Genomic DNA, 22,588 nt, shown 5'->3' with positions numbered 1-22,588 from the left:
ATGACCAGTGATAAATTATACGTTTGCGATATCAAGACGCTGCTGAAATGGATTCTTGAAGATGAAAAGAAAGGGCGAATCTTCGGTATTGAAAAAGATCTTTTCTTTGTTCCCAAACCAAGTGATCCTTTCCGCATGCATCGTTACGGGCATCTGCTTGAAACCCCTGTGGGTGTTGCAGCCGGCCCCCACACCCAGCTTTCCCAGAATCTGATTGCGGCCTGGCTTACAGGTGGCAGGTATATAGAACTGAAGACTATTCAGATCCTCGATGAACTTGAAGTGACCAAGCCCTGTATTGACATGGGAGATGAGGGGTACAACTGTGAATGGTCCCAGGAATTAAAGCTTGATGAATCCTTTGATGAGTATCTCAATGCATGGATTATCATGCACATACTAAAGGACAAATTCGGCTGGGGAGAAGCGGGTGTTCCAGGATTTATCTTTAATATGAGTGTTGGTTATAACCTCGAAGGTATTCTCAGCCCGACCGTGCAAAGATTTTTGGACAGAATGGCGGATTGCAGCAAGGAAAAAGCAGAAAAAATTGAGCAGATTGCAACCTTCTATCCAAGAGTAAAAGAGTTACAGATCTCTGACTGCATGTCAGACAACGTCACGGTATCCACCATGCACGGTTGCCCACCCGACGAAGTTGAAAAGATTGGCCGCTATTTTGTAGAAGAACGAAAACTCCATACCACCATTAAGCTCAATCCTACACTGCTCGGCGATACCGACGTTCGTGGTATTCTCAACACTAAACTAGGGTTTAAGGTTCAGGTTCCTGATCTCGCCTTTGATCATGATCTGAAATATCCTGATGGTGTAGCTCTGATTAAATCACTTTTAGAAAGTGCCAAAAAAATTGGTGTTGAATTCAACATTAAGCTCACCAACACACTTGAGACCACAAACAAAGACCAGAATCTACCGGACAACGAACAAATGGTCTACATGAGTGGCCGCGCCCTGCATCCTATCAGTATTAACCTTGCCAGGCGCTTGCAGGATGAGTTTAAGGGAAAACTAGATATCTCTTTTTCCGCCGGAACCAGCTATGAGAATGTAGGCAGTGTTCTCGCCTGTGATTTAAAGCCGATTACCACCTGCTCGGATCTGCTAAGGCCTGGTGGGTATGGTCGGTTGTCTCAATATCTTGAGACCCTGGAGGAGGAATTTGCTGCTGCAGGAGCGAAGAGCATTGATGAATTTGTTGTGGCAAGAAGCGGCAAAACCCAGGAGGTAAAAACGGCCGGCTGGAATAATCTCCAAAAATATGCCGCAGCAGTAGTGATTGACGGAAACTACAAAAAAGAGAGCTATCCCTATGACAGCATCAAGACCGAGACACCACTTGGTCCCTTTGACTGTATCAAGGCGCCCTGCATGTCAACCTGCCCTGCCTCACAGGATATTCCCAGCTATCTCTACTATACCGCTCAGGGGGATTATGAGAAAGCTCGTAAAGTTATTCTCGAAACAAACCCTTTCCCAAATATTCAGGGAATGGTCTGTGATCATCTCTGTCAATCCAAATGTACCCGAATCAACTATGACAACCCTCTGCTCATAAGAGAAATAAAAAGATTTGTCATCCAGACAGCCGGTGATCAGCCGTACCTCACCCCCGCTGCCTCTAACGGAATAAAGGTAGGTATTATTGGTGCCGGACCGTCTGGGCTTTCCTGTGCCTATTTCCTCGCATTACAAGGTTTTGATGTGGAAATATTTGAGAGTAAAAAGATTGCCGGCGGCTGGGCATCCGATGCCATCCCAACTTTCCGCCTTGATGATGACTCGATTAAAAAAGATATCGATGCCATTCTCTCTTTAGGCGTCAAGATTCACTACAGCGCTGCCATTGACCAGCCAAAATTTGACGCGATGGTAGGAGAGTTTGACTACATCTATGTGGCAATTGGTGCACAGGAAGGCGTGAAACTCGGAGTCCCGGGTGAAGATGCCGAAGGTGTCTGGGATAACCTGGACTTTTTAAGCGCAGTACGCCGGGGTGAAAAAATCGATCTCGGCAAAAAAGTGGTGATTATCGGCGGCGGTAACTCCGCAATGGACGCAGCACGAACAGCCAAGCGTCTGGTTGGGCCAGACGGGGAGGTAAATCTCATTTACCGCCGCACCAAGGAAGAAATGCCCGCAGCTCTGGAAGAAGTCATAGGTATGCTTGATGAAGAGGTTAATCTCATCGAGCTGACGGCGCCTGAATGTATGCTGGTTCAAGATGGACGAGTCAAATCCAATCGCTGTTTTCAGATGAAACTTGGGCCCGTCGACGACAGCGGTAGACCCCGTCCGATCAAAATTGAAGGGTCCGAATTTGAGCTGGAAGCAGACAGCGTGATCACTGCCATCGGCCAGCGGGTAAATGCCGATTTTTTCCCAGGAAAGAAGCTAAATATAGATCCTGTCACCCATGAAACACAGATTAAAAATGTATTTGCAGGAGGAGATGCCACTCGCGGTGCATCTACTCTGATCAAGGCTATTGCTGACGGCAAACATGTGGCAGAGTCCATCGTAGACCGGGCAGTTGAAGAAAATAAGGTGGTAACGGGGCTCTTTGCTAAATCGGTTAATGCCGAGGAGTTGCGCGTAGCAAAAGCTCGCAGACAGCCTGGAACTATTATGCCAGAAATCGGGTTTGATGAACGCTCTGGATTTAAGATGGTCATTAAAACCCTGGATGAGGCCACAGCCCAGGCGGAAGCTGCCCGCTGCCTGCAGTGCGATGAGATCTGCAGCGTATGTGTTTCAGTTTGCCCCAACCGTGCCAATGTGGAATTTCAGATGGAACCCGTTTCATATACAGTTCAACAGGCGGAGCTTGAGGCCGGTGTTGCCAAAATCACCGATCTGGAATCAGTACAGATCAGTCAAAAATACCAGATTTTAAATATTGGTGATTTCTGCAACGAATGCGGTAACTGCGCTACCTTCTGCCCCACCAGTGGCGCACCCTATAAGGATAAGCCTAAGTTTCATATTACCAGGAGAAGCTTTGATTTAGCAGAATTTGGCTACATGTTTAGCGCGGACAACACCTTAAAGTATAAAAACGGGGATCAAAATGCCGTACTTGTGATTGGATCTGACAGTTATTCTTACGAAGATGAAGATGTCCGGGTTGTTCTCAATTCGGATTATTCAGCGAAAACGGTCGAATTTAAAAATAAGCAGGATTCTGTCAACCTACAGCAGGCGGTTTACATGGCTGTTTTATCAAAAGCCGTGGGTGAACTTGCCTTCTTCAATGGAGCTCAACAGGCATGAATGTCTCGTGCCAGTGATATGCTTAACTAGCATGTCATTGGCACAATCGTGCTACCACCAACACAACAATTATCGTTACTCGATTATTACACAAAGGAGGGGCGAACTACCGCAGTTTCACCTGATGTTATCACATCTGTATAACCGGTCTGCCTTTATATAAAGCCGGTAAAAGGAAAAAACTAAATAGGAGAATTTTTACATGAAATCTACAAGATTACTCAAGACAGTCGTTGGGGTCGGTATTGCCATCCTTGCTATTCCGTCTCTTCTTTCTGCGGCTGTTTTCAGCTCAACAAAAGTTGAATTGCTCTATGGTTGGAACTATGAACGTGCCTCCGAGGAGGGTGCTATTCTTACGGTAGCCAACGCTGCCGGTTGGAAATACGGTGACAGTTTTTTCTTTTTAGATGTTGGAAACTTCGATGATCGTGATGAGACAGATGGAATCCACTTCGAGTGGAGTCCCAGATTGAGTCTTCTGCGTACCCTTGGTGATGGTGCATGGGATGGTTTTCTCAAAGATATTTACGTGATAGGACAAACGGATATTGATGCTAATAAATTCACCAATAAAGTGACCTACATGGGTGGTCTGAGTGCTGACTGGAAAGTTCCCGGATTCCTCTTTTTTAAAACCCATGTTCAGTATCGCGATGATCCGGACTTCTCTGGAGAATCGGTACAGTTAACCTTGGTCTGGAATGCTCCCTTTGATATTGCCGGTCAGAAATTTTCTTTTGAAGGTTTTGCCGATTACACTACTGAAGAAGGTGATTCTGAAAACAACCTGCTGACTCAGCCACAACTTCTTTGGCATGCAACAGACAACCTGGCATTTGGGGTTGAGTACCAAATGTGGCTTAACCGCCTTGGTAGAGAAGACCTTGATGAACACGCCCTGCAAGTTATGGCACGCTGGACTTTTTAGCCCAACTATAACTTCTGTAGCCTGTAACTACAGCCAAGCTTAGAGCGGGTAGAATGAAAGAATCGTATTCCACTGAGACAAGGACAGCTATGCAAGGTAATAACTTGAAAAACTTGCGGATATGTATCAAAGGGGCCGGAGATATAGCTACCGGAATTGCAGTTCGTCTCTATATGTCAGGCTTTACCCGCATACTCATGCTTGAAACAGAGAGGCCTCTGGCAGTAAGACGTACAGTCTCTTTCTCGGAAGCCATCTACCTTGCAGAGACAACTGTTGAAGGGATAGTGGCAAAACAAGTAGAGCGCCTGGACCAGATTGAAGCCACCTGGCAAGGTGCTTGTATTCCGGTAATGATTGACCCGGATTGGCAGACTTTGCGGCAGAGGCCTTTTGATGTTGTGGTTGATGCTATTCTCGCTAAGAAAAACCTGGGCAGCCATTGCAACGAGGCACCTCTTGTTATTGGTATGGGCCCAGGTTTTACAGCTGGCACCGACGTGCATCGAGTCGTTGAGACCCATAGGGGACATAATCTGGGCAGGGTTATTCGATCAGGCCAGGCCGCTGCCAATACAGGAATTCCTGGGGGAGTATCTGGCTATACCATTGAACGGGTTTTGAAATCTCCTCATGCGGGGATATTCACAACAGATATGGATATAGGTGACCTGGTGAAGACAGGGCGGGTGGTTGGCCAGGTTGCCGGGGTCTCCGTGGTAGCTGGGATTGATGGAGTGCTGCGAGGCTTACTGAGAAGTGGCACTGAAATCAGCCAGGGGACCAAAATCGGTGATATTGATCCACGAGAGGATCCAGCGTACTGTTTTTCTGTCTCAGACAAAGCTCGTTGCCTGGGGGGAAGCGTTCTGGAAGCTATTTTAGAAGCCTCTTTTTTATACGACACTCAACAATTTCCAAAAAGGATCCTTTGTAACCAGCATTAGTTACGCCCATGGTCTTCCCAAGCACTGTGTCGTAAGGCCATCATCCGACCCACTGTTACTCTGATAGTTCGGATACAGGTGGTGCGACTCTGAGGGCGATCATGAAATCAACAATTCCGATGCTTCCAATATTTAAGGCTAATCAATTTTCAGGAGGGAACAAGATGTCTTCTACAATCAAGGAAAGCAGCTCCGATGCTGCAAAACGCAAATATGACCTCATCTACGGGCTTGATGACAAACCTGCACCATTGCAGGCCATATACGGTGCCCTGCAGCATCTTCTTGCCATGTTTGTTGGGATCATAACACCCGCTATAATTATCTCAGGAGTGTTGGGTCTGTCCATTGAGTATAGCAGTTTTCTGATCAGCATGGCTCTTTTTGCCTCCGGCGTGGGAACCTTCATCCAGGTGAGTCGTTTTGGACCTTTGGGATCAGGCCTTCTTTCGATTCAGGGCGTGAGTTTCACTTTTATCAGCACTATTATTGTGATTGGCTTGAGTGTAAAAAAAGGTGGCGGCTCTATTGAAACAGCTATGGCAACAATCTTTGGCTGCATGTTTCTAGGTTCATTTTTCACCATGGCTGCCAGTCAAATGCTCCCTTATCTTCAAAAGGTGATCACTCCAGTTGTCAGTGGTGTCGTCGTACTCCTTATCGGCCTTACGCTCATCCAGGTCGGCATGGTTGATTTTTGCGGTGGTTTTGCAGCCAAAGGTACCCCTGATTTTGGCTCACTTGAAAATGTAGGTTTGGGGGCTCTGGTTATGACCATCATCATCTTCCTTAACAGGTCAAACAGACCTCTTTTGCGGATGGGTTCGGTGGTGATTGGTCTGATGGCGGGTTACATCCTAGCAGCTTTTATGGGCAAGATTGATTTCAGTCAGCTGGCAGGAATTACGCTTTTTTCTCTGCCTATACCGTTTAAATTTGGCTTTTTCCAATTCGATTTTAGCATGATGTTCACCGTAGGTATAATCTATCTGCTGATTGTGATGGAAGCCATCGGTGACTTAACTGCTACATCCATGCTTTCAGGACAACCTGTTGAAGGTGAGAAATACGTCAAACGTATCTCCGGCGGCATCTTGGCAGATGGGTTTAACTCAGCATTTGCCGCTGTTTTTTCCGCCTTTCCTCTTGCAACTTTCAGTCAGAATAATGGGGTTATCCAGATGACTGGGGTAGCTTCCCGCCATGTTGGTAAATATATTGCGGGAATTCTAGTTTTGCTGAGCATCTTCCCTGTACTTGGTGGTGTAATTTCAATCATCCCAAAACCTGTTCTTGGTGGAGCCACTCTGATTCTTTTTGCCATGGTAGCTTCTGCGGGTATTCGTATTATTACTTCCAGGCCACTTGGTCGTAAAGAAATGCTGATTTTAGCCATTTCTCTGGGTTCTGGCCTTGGTGTACACTTTGTTCCTGAAGTTTTTGCCAATATGCCACAACTTATTAAGGATATTGGACACTCTTCCATCGCGGTGGGTGGCATGTCAGCTATTTTGGCGACTCTTGTTTTGAGCTTTGGCGAAGTGGGGGAGGAAGAAGGTGAAGTAGGAGACAAAGTGAAATCAGTTGAAGTTCGAGAATCTATTGAGAATGGAGAATGAAGTACACCTTTAGGTGGATGAGAGATAAAGAAAGGGGCTAACTTCTGTAAAGGAAGTATCGTGCATATAGATACTTCAATTACAACATGCTTAAGCCCCAACCAAATTTCGAGAATTAATAAGTGGTGGATATAATGAATGAGACCCCAAGTATTTCAACTATACTATATGCAACTGATCTTGGAGACCAGGCCAAGCCTGTTTTCAAGCATGCCCTTGCCTTGGCAAAACAATATGGAGCAAAAATAGTCATGATCCACGTTGTTGAACCGATGAACGAAGCGACTGCATTTTTTATCAATTCGTACACCGCCGAAAATATGTCGGAGGAGGTGCAAAAAGAAACAATGAAAAAAATCCTCACCAAAATGAAAGAGCGGTTGAAAAAATTCTACGCTGATGAATGCGGCGGCCAAGAAGCCGGTTCACCCGTTAAAGATCTTCTTGTTGTTAGTGGCAGACCGAGTGAAGAAATATTAAGGGTTGCAGAGGAAGATAAGGCGGACATGATTATTATGGGCAAATCAACAAGAAGAGTCCGTGGTATTCGAGTCATGGGGTCGACTGCCAGACGAGTAAGTCGAATGTCGGATGTCCCGGTTCTTATTGTGCCAAATTACTAACTCCGGTAGACAAGAAAATAAGCCGGGACTCAGCTATACAATTTACAGATAAATACGATTAATTCTTGAGGAAATTATGATTGACTTAACGATAAACCAGGAAATACAGGCAAAAAACGTTGCATATTGCAAGGATAAAAAAATCACCCTGCCCACCTTTGCCATGATGAAAGATCCGAGCAAGATCCCTGCAACTATAAAGGATCAGCTCAAGAACATTGGTCTGTGGGATCTCCACTCCGCCAACCTCTACAGGATTTCCTGGAGTAATGAACAAAAAGATTCAGGCGGTCTCTATGGCGGTCCAAACCACTTTGTACTCCCCCCTGAGCTTACCGGCTGCAAGGCCAGCATCATTATGTTGTCCGGGCGATGGTTCCCCACAGGGGCCCACAAAGTAGGTGCCACCTTTGGTTGTCTGGCGCCCACTCTTGTGACGGGACAGTTCGACCCACAAAAGACTAAAGCGGTCTGGCCTTCCACCGGCAATTACTGCAGAGGTGGCGCCTATATTTCTCACCTTCTCGCCAGTAATGCCATTGCCATTCTCCCGGAAGAGATGTCTAAAGAACGATTTGAGTGGCTCAATAAAATCGCAGGCCAGGTCATTGCAACTCCCGGATGTGAATCAAATGTAAAAGAGATCTTTGATAAGTGCTGGGAGCTGAGAAAATCTGGCGAAGACCTGCGGATTTTCAATCAGTTTGACGAACTGGGTAACCCGCTCTGGCACTATACCGTCACAGGAAGTGCCATTGAAGAAGTCTTAAATAAATATGTTACCGGCGATAAAAAATTCGCAGGCTACGTCTCTTCCTCTGGCTCAGGCGGCACCCTTGCAGCAGGCTCCTATCTGAAAAAACAGTTCCCTGGATCTAAAATCGTTGCGGCCGAGGCCCTCCAGTGCCCAACCCTTCTGCAGAATGGTTTCGGTGGACACAGGATTGAAGGAATCGGCGATAAGCATGTTCCGTGGGTTCATGACTGCAAGGAAACCGATTTTGTCGTGGCGGTAGACGATGAAGCAACCATGAGGCTTCTGAGACTCTTTAATGAAGGTAATGGCCGTGAGGCGCTTGTGGCAAGCGGGGTTGATGCAGAGCTGGTTTCAAGACTTGATCTTATGGGTATCTCCGGTATCGGCAATATGATTGCTGCAATAAAATTTGCCAAATACAATGAGCTCACAGAAAATGACTATGTGGTAAGTATTGCAACCGATTCAATGCAGCTCTACGGTTCTAGACTTAAAGAACTGACTGAGGAAAGGGGAGCTTATTCTGGTAATGACATTCAGCGTGACCTTCAGCTGCTGGGTTCCATCGGCATAGATAATATGAAGGAGCTTGGATACTACGATAAAAAAGCGATCCACAACCTCAAGTATTACACCTGGATCGAACAGCAGGCAAAGGATGTGGAGGAACTCAATGCTCAATGGTACGATCATGACAACTACTGGGGTAATACCTTTAACCAGGTTGATGAAATAGATAAGCTGATCATTGATTTTAATAATAAAGTGGGACTTCTTTAAGACCTGGCAGTCAAAGAAATTTTGAGCCGCTTCCCTTACAAAAAGATCTTGAAGCGGCCATCTCACTTCCCATATAGGTAAACCAAAATGTCAAATTATTTATTAGAAACCGACCCTGAGATTTCTGCCATTCTTGATCAGGAAACTGATCGGCAAGAGCATGGGATCGAGCTCATCGCATCGGAAAATATTGTAAGTCGTGCTGTAATGGAGGCGCAGGGAAGTATCCTGACGAACAAATATGCAGAAGGCTATCCATCAAAACGATATTATGGTGGATGTGCTTTTGCTGATGCCGCTGAAAGCCTTGCTATCGAACGGGCAAAGGTGCTGTTTAATGCAGACTATGTGAATGTTCAGCCCCACTCGGGATCCGGGGCTAACATGGCGGCATTGATGTCCATGGTGAAGCCGGGGGATACAATCCTGGGCATGGATCTCGCCCACGGGGGTCATTTAACCCATGGAAGTCCCGTTAACTTTTCCGGACAACTCTATAACTTCGTCCACTACGGGGTCCAAAAATCGACTGGAACCATCGATTATGAGCAGATGGCAAAGCTTGCAAAAGAGCACAAGCCAAAGGTTATTATTGCAGGGGCAAGCGCCTATCCGAGAATCATCGACTTTAATCGTTTTGCAGAGGTTGCAAAATCCTGTGGTGCCTATCTTATGGTTGACATGGCCCATATCGCAGGGCTTGTTGCAACCGGGCTCCATCCCTCTCCCATACCGGTTGCCGATATCGTAACGTCCACCACCCATAAAACCTTGAGAGGGCCAAGAGGCGGGCTGATCCTGGCCAAAGAGGAGTTTGGTAAGAAACTTAACAGCATGATTTTCCCTGGAATCCAGGGGGGACCGCTTATGCACGTAATTGCAGCCAAGGCTGTTGCCTTCAAAGAGGCCCTTTCTGAGAGCTTCACAGAGTATCAGAAAAATGTGGTAAACAACGCCAATACGATGGCAAGAGTTCTTACAGAAAATGGAGTTGATCTTACATCAGGTGGTACCGACAACCACATGATGCTGGCAGATCTCACCTCTCTTGACATTACAGGAAAAGCTGCCGAAGAGCTCTTGGGCCAAGTGGGTATAACCGTAAACAAAAATTCAATCCCTTTTGAAACGAGAAGCCCTTTTGTGACCAGCGGTATTCGTATTGGAACTCCGGCTATCACATCCAGAGGGATGAAAGCACCCCAGGCAGAAATCATTGGAGGCCTTATCGCAGATCTTTTGAAAAATCCTGAGAGCACCGAGAAAATAGCCGGCGCAAAAGGGACTATTGCTGAACTTTGTAAGGATTTTCCACTTTACAAATAAAAAATGAAAAACCAGGGTGGTGACATTCGGGATAAAACATCCCTTACCGGAGAGGAAGTGATTCAACTGAATTTTATTAATGATTCAGGGAAATATTTCTTCAGAAAACATAACCGGCAAGGGATGAGATCTCATGTCCTGGAGGTCCTTAGCACTGAAGACCTGCAGAAGGAGACAGTAGGAGAGATTATCGACGGTATCCGTTTGTATCCAAGAGCTATGCCTAAGTATATGCTCAGGATACTCAGAAACCGGTTCAGAACTCTAGAAGAGACACTGGATGAAATTAAAACATACAATCTTGTTCTAAAATTCTTGGGACCTGAGTGTATTGCTCTATCCAATGAATTTATTGTTGAGTATACCCTAGCAGGAAAGAGTGAAATCGTGCTTTGTGGACTCCAGGAATATGTCCATGGCGCAATTCTTGATCCGTGGGGTCTTGTTGGCAAAAACCCTCTAGAGACCTTCTACCAGTCCAGGTTTCCAAGCGAAACGTTTGATCCTACCCGCACTGAAAAAGGGCGTGATTCTATTGCAACCTTTGTAACAAGAATGCGAAAAATGATTACTGAATCAGGCTATGTTACTGATCTTGCTGGTAACGGCAACTTGATTCTGACCAGTTCCGGTGATGTCAAACTCGTTGATATCAACAACATCATACAAGTTTCAAAAGACGATACTATTCTTCTCGACGATAAGGGTTATCCTTCATGCGATAAATCAATAGAGGTTCTCTGGATTTTAGAAGATAAGATTTTGAAGACTGCCAATCTCTCCGATGACAGCTTGTACAGCCATTTCCTTTCAGTTCAGAGATTGAAAAAAGTAAGAATTCTTGAACAGGAATTTTTTAAAAGCCTGAGTTCCTAAAACAAATTTTAAACCAATTGGCTCAGGCTAAAACGACCAAAGTAGAACAAACCTTAACGATAAGGTCTATTGCTGACCGATGTCGCTGACAACTTTGAAAAGTCTAGAAGGGCAATATCAGTCCATTTTCAACAATAGTTGGGGCATAGTGACTTCGCCAGGAAGTCGGAGTTGCTGGCCCTTAAGCGGAGAATAATAATGAAGTTTAATTACTGTTGCACAATCTGTAGCAAGACCTACGATATTACTCCTGACCTCACTGTCTGCCCGGAATGTTCCAAAGGGCAACTTGCAGATCAGCCTTTGATTGGTGTTCTTGAAGTGGAACTCCATGGCAAAGTGAATCCCTCATTTGAAATTCTTGACTTGCTTCCGATAGAGCGCGAATATTTTCCACCGATCCCTGTGGGCAACAGTCCTCTGTGGGAACCGGCCAACCTTAGGCGAGATACGGGATTTATCAATCTTTTTATTAAAGATGATGGCTCAAACCCAACAGCATCATTTAAAGATCGAGCATCGTTTCTTGTTTCCGCTGCTGCCAAAAAATTTAATATCAATGACATTACCCTTGCTTCCACCGGCAATGCAGGGTCATCTATGGCTGGCATTGGAGCAGCTGCGGGGCAGAATATCATCCTTTTTCTGCCTAAAACTGCGCCAACCGCGAAATTAGTCCAGGCTTTGCAGTATGGTGCGACTGTGTATAGGGTAGACGGTAATTACGACCGTGCCTATGATTTATCCATGGAATTCTCTCGCCAAAAAGGCGGCATGAATCGAAATACCGCTTACAACCCGTTGACCATCGAAGGGAAAAAAACTGTTTCTCTGGAATTGTTCAAGCAGTTGAAAAAACCTATTGATGTCCTCTTTGTTTCTGTAGGTGACGGCTGCATTTTGGCAGGAATATACAAAGGTTTCAAAGATTTGAAAAAACTTGGCCTTATCGCCAAAATACCGAAAATAATTGGTGTTCAGGCAGAGACCTCAGATGCGCTGACCCGAGCTTTTCTGACAGGAAAATTTACGAACATACCCACCTCGACAGTAGCAGATTCCATTTGTGTCGATGTGCCGCGTAACGGTATTCACGCTCTGGCTCAGCTGAAAGAATATGGTGGAGAGATGCTCACTGTGTCCGACGACGAAATCATTCAGGCACAAGCCAAACTCTCGAGCTCAACAGGACTTTTTACTGAACCCGCTGGTGCTGCAGCTTTCGCTGGTTTTCAGAAAGCCGCACCTGGTCTCGATCCGGATGCAGTTGTTGTAATTTTGACCACCGGAAACGGTCTCAAGGACAGTACATCGGCAACATTGGGCATTGAGGTACCTGAGCGGTTGATCAACACAATTGATGACATTGAGGTTCCTTAAATACTGTAATACGCTTGTTCAAAACCCTCTTAAAGCGGTTATGTGGTGATAGATTTACCCCTCTAAAAGAAAATAAAGAAAAATATCCCGTGCCTTCTCAGGCAATCTTATAAAGGTTACTGTAAATATGAAAAGAGAGAGGATACTAATTTCTACAAGGGAGGCAGTTTATGGAAGATGACAGGCAAATCCTCATCGTCACCATCGCACAACGCGTCAACTGGGTGGTTGAGCGACTCTGTGCGTTGCTGATGGGGGTGATGGTAGTAGTGATTTGGTTTGGGGTTATTGAACGGTATTTTCTTCATCTGGGTCATACCTGGACAGAAGAATTGTCCAGATATGTGATGATCTGGGCAGCTCTTCTGGCGGTATCATGTGGCGCCTATTATCGGGAACACATCGGTCTGAATATGGTTCAACGTTTCTTGCCGCCAAACGGAGCAAAAATTCTTTCTAAAATCCTCGATATAGTCAGTTTTTCATTTTTTATATTTCTCACCTGGTATGGTTTTGGTATGGCAAGAGACGGTCTGGGGCAGTATGCGACAATCTTTGGTATTACCATGGTAGTACCCTTTGCAGCAGTTCCAGTCTCTTCAGCACTGTGCGCATTTCAGGTCCTTGTTTCCATGTTCCGAAAGTCAGAGCCGGTTGGTGCAAGTATGGTTCAAACCCAATGATCAGCATACACAGGAGCGTGGCATGATTACCGTAATAGTAATTTTCTTTTTCTTTATACTTATTGGATTGCCCATCGGTGTAACCCTGGGGATAGCGGGGATAGCAGGTCTCATTCAGATTGGCGGGGATAATTTTTTAATGATGGCCCCAAAACGTTTTTTTGAAGGACTGGACCTGTTCACCTTTATGGCTATGCCCTTTTTCATTTTGGCAGGAGAGATAATGAATCGCTCCGGCATCACTCAAAAACTCGCCGCTTTTGCAGATGCCCTGGTAGGCCATCTGCGAGGAGGGCTTGCCCACTCCAACATGATTGCCTCGGTACTCTTTGCAGGAATGACTGGAGCGGCAGTGGCCGATACCGCAGCTTTTGGTAATACTCTCGTTCCTGCAATGGTGAAAAAAGGTTACAGCCGGCCATTTTCATGCGCCGTAACCGTTGCGGGTTCTATAATTGGTCCCACCATTCCCCCATCCAATTTGATGGTTATTTACGGTTCACTCATGGGGGTTTCTATTGCCGGGCTGTTTGCCGCAGGAATTCTTCCGGGGCTATTGATTTGTGTTTTGTGTATGGCGGTTATCGCACTTTTGGGCAAAAGATTGAATCTTCCTAAGAGTGAAGAAAAGTTCAGCCTGATCCGCATATTCTGGGCATTTAAATCAAGTTTTCTGGCCATTCTCATGCCTGGAATTATTCTGGGTGGGATCCTTTTTGGCATAGTTACGCCAACAGAGGCGGCAGCGATTGCAGTTTTTTATGCCTTATTTATAGGCGTGGTTGTCTACAGAGCACTCACCTTCCAGGATATAGTAGAGATGCTCATTCGTACTTCCCGAATTACCGGTATCGTTTTCCTGATCATTGCCAGCGCATCGATTTTGAGCTGGTGGATGACATTTATGCAGATTCCCCAGAAGATAGCTGCCTTTTTTCTGTTTCTGTCCAGTGACCCTAAGGTGATCATAGCCCTGATTCTTGGCCTACTGCTCGCAGTCGGTATGTTTATGGATATTAACGCTGCCTTGATTATCCTGGCTCCAGTACTGGGGCCGCTGACCACAACCATTGGCATGGACCCGGTTCATGCCGGAATCATGATAGTACTGGCACTCAATATTTCATTGATGACTCCGCCTGTTGGTGCCTGTCTCTTTGTGATGTCTTCGGTTACAGGTGAACGAATTGAACGGATAAGTATGGCCTTAATACCTTTTTTAGTGGTAGAGGTAGCGATTCTTTTTCTTATAGCATTTTGGGATGACTTGACACTTTTCATCCCCAGACTACTCATGTGAAAATGTGTAATTTAACGTAGGGCTTCATTGCTTAGGTCATGATTTCTATACGGAAGACAGAATCGCCGGTAAATAAAATGAAGGACACTATAAAATGGCAATTTCGCCACAAGTCAGGAGGTTATAATGAAAACATTTAAGTTGCTGTCGACTATGGTTATGCTCACCCTGTTTAGTATCACGGCTATGGCCGGAACAGTCCTTGCGGCAAAAACTATCAAAATACATCATCTCAATAAAGATGATCCTTTTGATAACCCTACAGGTGCAATGGTCACGGTCTTTAAGAGCCTCGTAGAGGCTGGCACCAATGGTTCCGTTATTGTGCAGAGTTTTCCCAATGGACAGTTAGGCAAGGACCAGGATGTTTTACAGCAGGTCAAAGGTGGTGTCATTGAAGCAGGGATCCACTCTGTTGGCGGATTCGCCTCGGTATATCCCCTCATCGGTGTTCTGGACGTTCCCTTTGCATTTCCTAATATCAGTAAAACATACGAAGTATTTGATGGTCCTTTCGGTAAAAAGCTGGCCGCCGACATTGAACAAAAAACCGGGCTTCATGTCCTGGGATTTGGTGATTCCGGTGGTTTTTTTCATCTGACGAACTCTAAACGACCAATTCACACCCCCGCCGATATGGCTGGTTTAAAAATCAGGACCATGGGACTTGATACCCATAAAGCAATTATCACTGCAATGGGTGGCCAACCAGCTGCAATCTCATGGTCTGAAGTGTATACAGCATTACAAACCGGTGTTGCCGATGGTCAGATGAATCCAATTCCGATCATTGCTTTTGCTAAATTCCAGGAAGTACAGAAATATCTGACCCTCAGTGGTCATGTTTTTGCCCCTTATGTCTGGACCATGAATGGCAAATTTTGGGACAGCTTGAGTGACAGCGAAAAGGACGTTGTTACTTACGCGGCACAATCTGCAATCGTTGCCGGACGTGGTATGGGACGTGTTATAGAAGCATCAGACAGGGGGCTCACAGAACTTTCTAAAAACATGGAGGTGAACACTCTGACCCCCGAAGAAAAAGAAGAATTCAAGAAAGTTGCCGTACCATCCGTGAAAAAGCTCATAATTGAAAAATTTGGCCCAGAAGGTGAAGAGCTGCTGAACGAATTTTTAAAAGCAGTGCAGTAGGACAGTTCTTGCGATACTTGTGGCTGCAGTACCCTATAACCCTATAGAGTGTAGCCACTGATTTTCAACTTCAATTGCCAGCTACCTACCCGAAGTGGTGCAGGTGCACCGCAGATTGCGGACAGTACAATAATGAAGTTTAGTTATCCTTCTACAATCTGCGGTGCAACGTATGATATTACTAATGATCTCATTGTGTATCCAGAATGTTCTAAAGGGTTAGGTCTCATGTTGCAGGAGAAATATTTAGGTTGTAACTTGGTGTCTATTTTTCAGTACCAAGAAACTGTTTCTGTTTTATTTCACCGGCCATCAATGTTGTAACAGTGAGGATGACTCATGTTTATCAGCGTTTTAGCCCTTTTTTAAATTGGTGTTAGCCCTTCAAGCTCTCACACCATGGGGTCCTATGATTGCTGCATTGGAAATTCGCAGTGTCGCTGAATCGTTGGTTCTAAAACAAAGTACTTAATTACCTGTTACTGTTCGTTGTGCTCTTAAAGGCTCTCTTTCGTATGCCCCTCTGTGTCAATGTAAGTGAGACACCCATCCCTTGAAAAATTAGTGTAGGGCGGGTAGGAGATAATTAATGCAATTGAAAGCCAAGTCCACTTACAATTTAGAGCTTGGTAATAGCTGTATTTCTGACTCTTGTAATCCTAATGATCTGACGCGATATGAATGGCAAGAGGTAGCGGAAAGTGTTGGTGCTAGGTTCGTCAATATTGAAGTGAGTTGCTCTGATAGTCGTGAACATGAGCAAAGGGCTAGTAATCGTGAAAGTGAAGTCGCAAATCTGAAGCTACCTGATTGGCAACAAATACAAAACCGTCACTATGAAGCATGGAAAACAGACGTAATTAAAATTGATACGTCAGGTAAAGGTATCGAAACATCATTTGCAGAACTAATTGAAAATTTAAGTGCTTGAAATTGCATATAACAAGTCAATTTAAGCCGGAACAAAAACAGTGTGTCATGCTTCGTTCCTCAACAAGTTTGGCACACAATTTTTGTCCGCTCAATATGGGGGGTTAGGGGCTGCCTGCCATGGCGAATCAATGAATGGAGCACGAATGAAACCTAAAACTGCAAGCATTGGAGAATATTATGAGAATTTCGATCCTCATACTTCCTTGAACAAAGCCCTTGATTACTTGAATGATGAGTATGAGTAGATAGACACTGAAAGCATTGAAAAAGAAAAAGATCAGGTACTGAAAAAATATACTGGAATTCGGAGTGCACCTGGTAGTCCTTTTAAAAGCTTTGGCGGCGCATTGTATGCCATCACTTATGCACGATTGAACGATATTCCACACCTTGGAACTTGTGCGGGCTTTCAGCATGCTGTTATTGAACTTGCGAGGGATATGATTCTCAGTCCCCAAGCTTTTTTGTCAATAAATTGGTATGCTCACTTGCAGGGAAAAGTATGGATGTCTATCTCAAAATAATACACTTGCTCACAAACTGTACGACTGCAATGAAACAAAAGAAAACTATTATTGTAATTTTGGCATTAACACGTTTTAGTTAGATGAACCTCACTTCTAAATTATTTGAAAAAAATAATTGTCGCTGATCAGTTGCCGTGGGTAGTTATTGTACGGTTGTCATGCGTATTTACTATGACCGTAAAGCATTTATGCCAAGACCACATCTTCAATTCGATCCCTAATTTTTAACAGTTCCATGCTCCCTCTCGCCTTTTTGTCTGTAAACAAAGCGTCAATATTTTCTGATGGACAAAATCCGAAACGGCTGGTGCGGCCAAGCTTTGTTGAGTCAGCAAGGATATAAGACAACGTACTGTTATCAATCATCGCCCTGGCAATTTCTGCTTCAGCGGGGTCAAAACTTGTTGCTCCATATCGCGCATCCAGGCCGACCGGTGAGACGAGTGTGATATCTGCATGGTGACGATAAATTTCAGCTATCGTCTTTTCACCAAAGGTTGCAGGAAGCGAGTCATGTAATATTCCCCCCAGAAGAATAGTGGTAATCGAATTTGTGATTCGACATTTTTCATCTGAAAGCCTTTGGGCGATAAAAAGCGAGTTGGTGATTACAGTGATCCCATTAACTTTAGCTAACTCTTCTGCAAGTATCGAGGTGGTACTACCAGCATCAACAAAGAGGGTTAAACCACTTTTCATTCGCGAAGCCACAGCCTTTGCAATTGCTCTTTTTTCTTTTCTTTGTTCGTTATTTCTTAAGGCTATTGGCGGTTCGTGCTCTGGAACCAAACCAATCGCACCACCTCGTATCTTTTTTAATTCACCACGTTGTTCCATTTCAGAAAAATCTCTTCTGATGGTCTCTTTTGATACGTCTAAATCTTCAGCAGCTCTTGTTGTCGTGACTCTGCCGTAGGTCTGTATAAGGATTCGTATTTTCTGAAATCGCTCTTCTTTCCACATATATCTTATACCGTTCATTTGTTTATGAGGAATGGCTGATGCTGTCTGCCTGTGATTTATTTCAAAGATGTAATAAAAACCCGATATGTTAACCAAGGTTTGGGTAATCGATTTATTAACACAAATATGAAAGAAAAAGATAGACAAAAAACCACAAAAATGCAAAAGTGGTCAAAATGTCACATTGGAATTACAGCAGATTCTAATGAAAATTAAATACGAATGGAGGATAAGATGAAGAGTTTCAGTATAAAAAATGTGAGAATATTTGCGACGGGTGCCTTATTGGGCCTGGCTGTTTGTTCACAGGTGCAGGCTGGAGAAATCACAGTGTATAGCGCTTTGGAAGAGGACGAGATAGCAGATTATCTTGCAGTGGCTAAAAAGTCATTACCGGATATCGAGATAAATGTGCTTCGTCTTTCAACAGGCGATCTTGGAGCAAGGATAATTGCAGAGTCTGCAAATCCACAAGCAGATGTCATCTGGGGCTTTGCAGTAACAAACATGGCGGATAAAAAAATTATATCACAACTCGAACCCTATAAAGCCGCAAACTCGGAGTCTTTACCTGCCCAATACCGCGCTGAAGATGGTTCCTGGTTTGCTGCTACAGGATATATGGGGGCTTTTTGTGTTAATACCGAAGTTTTAAAGTCTAAAAATCTTCCGATGCCCCAGTCATGGGCTGACTTGACGAACCCTGTTTACAAGGGTGAAGTTGTCATGCCAAACCCTGCATCATCTGGAACAGGTTATCTGCAAATCGCAGCAATCATACAAGGAGCTGGCGAAGAAGCGGGCTGGAAACTTATAGATGATATGGATGGCAACATGGCCCAGTATACATCATCTGGCTCCAAACCGTGCAAGATGGCGCGGGCAGGTGAGTATGCCATTGGTGCCTCCCTGTCGTTTGTTGCAATGAAATCTGTGGAAATGGGTTACCCCATTTCTATGGTTATTCCTTCTGATTGGGCGGGCTATGAGCTTGAAGCCTCAGGTCTGGTGGCTGGATCAAAAAACAAGGAAGATGCTAAGAAATTCCTCGACTGGACTCTTTCGCAAGAAGCTGCAGAAGTATACGCCAAATACAAGGCTATCATCACCATACCAGGATCAAAACCATCAGAGATGGCAACAGCTGCAGGTCTCCCTGAAAACCTCTCAGAAGTTCTCTATCCGGTGGATTTTGCAAAATCTGCTATGGAAAGACCGGAGATATTGAAGAAGTGGAGTGCAACGACTGCTAAATAATTTCCAGAAGAAAATAGCTAACATATAAAATATGTACCTTGAGCCTGGTAAGTATTAAACAATGAAACTGTCAATTGAAAACCTGTACAAAACATTCAGCGGATTTGTCGCGTTGGATCGTATAAACATGGAAGTTGGTGAAACTGAATTTGTCTGCCTTTTAGGACCGAGTGGCTGCGGAAAAACTACGCTATTGAGAATTATTGCAGGGTTACTTGATTTTGACGGTGGAGCCATGAGTCTCGGAGACAGAGATCTGGTCGAAATTGCAGCTCGTGACAGAGGGTTTGGCCTTGTCTTTCAATCGTACTCACTTTTTCCAAATATGACGGTGAAAGAAAATGTAGGATACGGGCTCAAGGTGCAAAAAGTTGATAAGAAAGAGAGAGGTGAAAGGGTAGAAAAACTCCTTGAACTTATTAAATTACCAGATCTCACTGACAGATATCCTCATCAACTATCTGGTGGCCAGCAACAACGTGTGGCCATTGCACGTGCACTTGCTGTAGAGCCTTGCTTGTTGCTGCTTGATGAACCTCTTTCGGCTCTTGATGCCAGGGTGCGAGCAGAGATGCGTTATGAGATTCGCGAAATGCAGCAACGTCTAGGAATACCTACCATCATGGTAACTCACGATCAGGAAGAGGCTTTGACCATGGCGGATAAGATTATCTGCATGAAGGATGGTCGCATTGAGCAGATTGGTACGCCTCGGGAGTTATATGCAGAACCGGCAACACGGTTTGTTGCCGATTTTGTGGGTGTCAGCAATATTTTTTCAACTGCCTGGGTTCGTGAAAATCTACCCAAAAAAATGGGTTCGAGGCCCGAGGGCAGAGAGAATAGTTTTGACTTTGCTATCCGTCCTGAGCAGTTGGTTATTGACGGGAGAAAGGACGGCGCGGATATAAAGAATATGCAGTTTCTTGGTAATTTGAGCAGGATTACACTGAACTGGCATGGACAAGATGTGGTTGTCGAGCTGCAGGGCTACCCTCAATTTAAAGTCGGCTCTTCGGTTGCTGTTATTGTGCCAGATGATTGTGGCAGGTGGGTGAAGGCATGAGCAGTGCAACGGCACAAGCAACTCTTAAAAAGAGTCGGCTTCTCGGAGATACGTTGCTGGTAACTTCATCAGTTGTTTTCCCACTAATTGGTTTGTGTATATTCTTTTGTTATCCATTATTTCTGGTGGCTGGGAAGAGCTTGCAACTGGCCGATGGTACTTATGGTATAGCAAACTACATAAACGTTTTAACCTCTCCTGGTATTGTCAAAGCGGTTGGTAATAGTATGATACTCAGTGTCAGTACCACTGCTTTTTGCCTGGTTTTAGGCTTTGCGGTAGCTTTTGCCCTTCAGCGATCTGGTATAGGTGGAAAGCGATACCTCAGAGGTGCTCTCTCGTTGCCTTTACTTGCACCATCTCTTGTTCAGGCTCTTGGCCTTCTTTTTTTGCTCGGAAGAAACGGCCTGGTGCACAAGTGGACTGGATGGGACATTGAAATATATGGCTTCTGGGGGTTGCTCATTGCAAATATTCTCTATGCTTTACCCCAGGCGATACTGATAATAGAGGCTGCATTACGTCAATCTGACGCACGGTATTATGAAGCTGCTGAAATTCTTGGAGCTTCCAAGTGGAGGCAGTTTTTGGATATTACCCTGCCAAATGCAAAATTTGGCATTCTCAGTGCGGGGTTTGTGGTGTTTACTGTCACTATAACTGATTTCGGTAATGCCGCAGTGATTGGCGGTAATTTCAAAGTACTGGCTACCGAAATCTACAGTCAGGTAGTGGGGCAGATGAATTTTGGGATGGGTGCTGTGATTGGTATTCTCCTTCTCTTACCGACCCTGATCGCTGTGTATATTGAAAGAGTTGCTTCGCAGAAACAATTCGGTGGTTCTTCTGAAAGTGCTATACCGGTATCCACAGGATTTTACGCAAAACGGGATGTGCCCCTTGGAATATTTGTCCATACAATAGGATCAATAGCTGTAATTGTTGTGATCACGGTTATCATGGCCAGCTTTATAAAGCTGTGGCCTTACCGAATGACCTTTACCCTGGCGAACTATAATATCACTCTTAGTGGAGGGTATGCGCCCCTCTGGACATCTTTGCTGGTCTCCGTCGAAGCTGCAGTTCTTGGGGTTATATTCCTATTTTTCCTAGCTTTCAGTATGAAAAGAATTTCACCGAAACTTGCTAAAATAGTCTATCTGCTGGCTGTTCTGCCGGTGGGTGTTCCAGGCCTGGTTCTAGGTATTTCTTATGTACTTGCTTTTAATGTAAGTGATAATATGCTGGGAGTGCTCTATGGTAGTAGTTTTCTTATCGCTCTCTGCAATTTCTACCACTACCATTCCCAGGGTTTTTTAACAATGGTCACCGGAGTGCGGGCGGTGCCTCCCTCCTTAGAAGAGACGGTTTCTTGTTTTGGCGGTGGAAATTTCAGAATTCTTCGAGACGCAGTCTTACCATTTATGGGTCCAACCATAATATCGGTGTTCTTTTTTATCTTCATGCGATCCATGGTAACCCTTTCAGCTGTAATTTTCCTTATTTCATCAAAAGTTAGTGTGGCGGCGGTTTCAGTCATGAGGCTCGACGAGGCCGGATTCACGTCTCAGGCGGCAGCGTTTTCGACCTGTATAATGATAACGGTTATTCTGGCGATGGGATTGATGAACTCACTTATTCATCTCTATTCCAAAAGTGGGTCCAGGAAAGAGGAGATAAAAAACAACCAGGATGGATCACAGAAAAGGGGCTTCGCAAGAATGATTGATCGAAACTATTGCTGGACAAGTACTTAGGAGGCTGTTCGAGAATAGAGAATTCCCGTGAACATCTTGCGCACTCTAACAAATATAAGAGCGCACAGGATTGTTGTTGACAGCAGGCTCACTGTAATTTTTTTTGCCGTATTAAAGAAGCTATCAAACAAGAGGTTCTTGAAGAATAACATCTACGGGAAGATTCTCTTGGCATTTTTGACGCTAAGGTACTGCTTGGAACTCCAAACGTTAATCAAACCAAAACGCCTTTTCGTTTTGTTGACTGCATTATTAACTCAACTTTCGGGATTAAGTTTCAGGCACTCTCAAATTCACTTTTTGCGATGCCTACTGAATCAAGTGCTGTGTCCATTAACGTTGCAAAGAATATTTGGATAGTCTTCTCACAAAATGCTCCCAGTTCCTGAATCTGCTTTACAGCCAATGTTAAGACGC

18 protein-coding genes are annotated in these 22,588 nt (G+C 44.7%); 17 read left to right on the top strand and 1 reads right to left on the bottom strand.

Annotation, left to right across the window (positions count from 1 at the left end; all coding sequences use genetic code 11):
- The 14 genes from ygfK to FCL48_RS25955 all read left to right on the top strand — a co-directional run bounded on the left by ygfK (position 1) and on the right by FCL48_RS25955 (position 17,125).
- The gene (gene ygfK, locus FCL48_RS19430; protein WP_136874738.1) at positions 1-3,294 is read left to right on the top strand and encodes a putative selenate reductase subunit YgfK; all 3,294 of its coding nucleotides are present in this window, start codon (positions 1-3) and stop codon (positions 3,292-3,294) included.
- A 202-nt stretch (positions 3,295-3,496) separates the two neighbouring features.
- Complete coding sequence (locus tag FCL48_RS19425) at positions 3,497-4,225, top strand: outer membrane protein OmpK (protein WP_136874736.1); 729 nt, start codon at positions 3,497-3,499, stop codon at positions 4,223-4,225.
- Positions 4,226-4,314: 89 nt separating this feature from the next.
- The gene (gene yqeB / locus FCL48_RS19420) at positions 4,315-5,172 is read left to right on the top strand and encodes a selenium-dependent molybdenum cofactor biosynthesis protein YqeB (protein ID WP_136874734.1); all 858 of its coding nucleotides are present in this window, start codon (positions 4,315-4,317) and stop codon (positions 5,170-5,172) included.
- A gap of 164 nt (positions 5,173-5,336) precedes the next feature.
- Positions 5,337-6,791, top strand: a complete 1,455-nt coding sequence (locus tag FCL48_RS19415) for a nucleobase:cation symporter-2 family protein (protein ID WP_136874732.1) — start codon at positions 5,337-5,339, stop codon at positions 6,789-6,791.
- A 134-nt stretch (positions 6,792-6,925) separates the two neighbouring features.
- The gene (locus tag FCL48_RS19410; RefSeq protein ID WP_136874730.1) at positions 6,926-7,414 is read left to right on the top strand and encodes a universal stress protein; all 489 of its coding nucleotides are present in this window, start codon (positions 6,926-6,928) and stop codon (positions 7,412-7,414) included.
- A 76-nt stretch (positions 7,415-7,490) separates the two neighbouring features.
- Positions 7,491-8,951, top strand: a complete 1,461-nt coding sequence (locus FCL48_RS19405; protein WP_136874728.1) for a pyridoxal-phosphate dependent enzyme — start codon at positions 7,491-7,493, stop codon at positions 8,949-8,951.
- An 87-nt stretch (positions 8,952-9,038) separates the two neighbouring features.
- A complete protein-coding gene (glyA, locus tag FCL48_RS19400; RefSeq protein WP_136874726.1) occupies positions 9,039-10,277 on the top strand; it encodes a serine hydroxymethyltransferase in 1,239 nt (412 codons plus the stop codon).
- 3 nt (positions 10,278-10,280) lie between these two features.
- The gene (locus tag FCL48_RS19395; RefSeq protein ID WP_136874724.1) at positions 10,281-11,153 is read left to right on the top strand and encodes a hypothetical protein; all 873 of its coding nucleotides are present in this window, start codon (positions 10,281-10,283) and stop codon (positions 11,151-11,153) included.
- Between the two features lie 198 nt (positions 11,154-11,351).
- On the top strand, positions 11,352-12,533 hold the full coding sequence (gene thrC, locus FCL48_RS19390; RefSeq protein ID WP_205747776.1) for a threonine synthase: 1,182 nt from the start codon (positions 11,352-11,354) through the stop codon (positions 12,531-12,533).
- 170 nt (positions 12,534-12,703) lie between these two features.
- On the top strand, positions 12,704-13,216 hold the full coding sequence (locus FCL48_RS19385; RefSeq protein WP_136874722.1) for a TRAP transporter small permease: 513 nt from the start codon (positions 12,704-12,706) through the stop codon (positions 13,214-13,216).
- Positions 13,217-13,241: 25 nt separating this feature from the next.
- The gene (locus tag FCL48_RS19380; protein WP_136874858.1) at positions 13,242-14,516 is read left to right on the top strand and encodes a TRAP transporter large permease; all 1,275 of its coding nucleotides are present in this window, start codon (positions 13,242-13,244) and stop codon (positions 14,514-14,516) included.
- A 126-nt stretch (positions 14,517-14,642) separates the two neighbouring features.
- Positions 14,643-15,668, top strand: coding sequence for a DctP family TRAP transporter solute-binding subunit (locus FCL48_RS19375; RefSeq protein ID WP_136874720.1), 1,026 nt, complete (start codon positions 14,643-14,645; stop codon positions 15,666-15,668).
- A gap of 589 nt (positions 15,669-16,257) precedes the next feature.
- Entirely contained in the window at positions 16,258-16,599 is a 342-nt protein-coding gene (locus FCL48_RS19370; protein ID WP_205747774.1) for a hypothetical protein, read from the top strand.
- Between the two features lie 247 nt (positions 16,600-16,846).
- Positions 16,847-17,125 (top strand): hypothetical protein, encoded by a 279-nt coding sequence (locus FCL48_RS25955; RefSeq protein ID WP_136874856.1) that lies wholly within the window; start codon positions 16,847-16,849, stop codon positions 17,123-17,125.
- Positions 17,126-17,314: 189 nt separating this feature from the next.
- On the opposite strand, the gene FCL48_RS19360 is transcribed toward FCL48_RS25955, so the two are convergent.
- Complete coding sequence (locus tag FCL48_RS19360) at positions 17,315-18,238, bottom strand: DeoR/GlpR family DNA-binding transcription regulator (protein ID WP_205747773.1); 924 nt, start codon at positions 18,236-18,238, stop codon at positions 17,315-17,317.
- A gap of 87 nt (positions 18,239-18,325) precedes the next feature.
- Between FCL48_RS19360 and FCL48_RS19355 the strand changes: the two genes are divergently transcribed.
- From FCL48_RS19355 to FCL48_RS19345, 3 genes are all read left to right on the top strand, one after another.
- Positions 18,326-19,348, top strand: a complete 1,023-nt coding sequence (locus FCL48_RS19355; protein ID WP_136874718.1) for an ABC transporter substrate-binding protein — start codon at positions 18,326-18,328, stop codon at positions 19,346-19,348.
- Between the two features lie 61 nt (positions 19,349-19,409).
- The gene (locus FCL48_RS19350; protein ID WP_136874716.1) at positions 19,410-20,414 is read left to right on the top strand and encodes an ABC transporter ATP-binding protein; all 1,005 of its coding nucleotides are present in this window, start codon (positions 19,410-19,412) and stop codon (positions 20,412-20,414) included.
- On the top strand, positions 20,411-22,171 hold the full coding sequence (locus FCL48_RS19345) for an ABC transporter permease subunit (protein ID WP_136874714.1): 1,761 nt from the start codon (positions 20,411-20,413) through the stop codon (positions 22,169-22,171). The genes FCL48_RS19350 and FCL48_RS19345 overlap by 4 nt, the downstream gene beginning before the upstream one ends.
- Positions 22,172-22,588 lie beyond the last annotated feature (417 nt).

Source organism: Desulforhopalus sp. IMCC35007 (assembly GCF_005116575.1).
In the GTDB taxonomy this organism is placed as follows: Bacteria; Desulfobacterota; Desulfobulbia; order Desulfobulbales; family Desulfocapsaceae; genus Desulforhopalus_A.
Note: the sequence above shows the minus strand (reverse complement) of the source record. Positions and strands in the feature narration are given on the sequence as shown.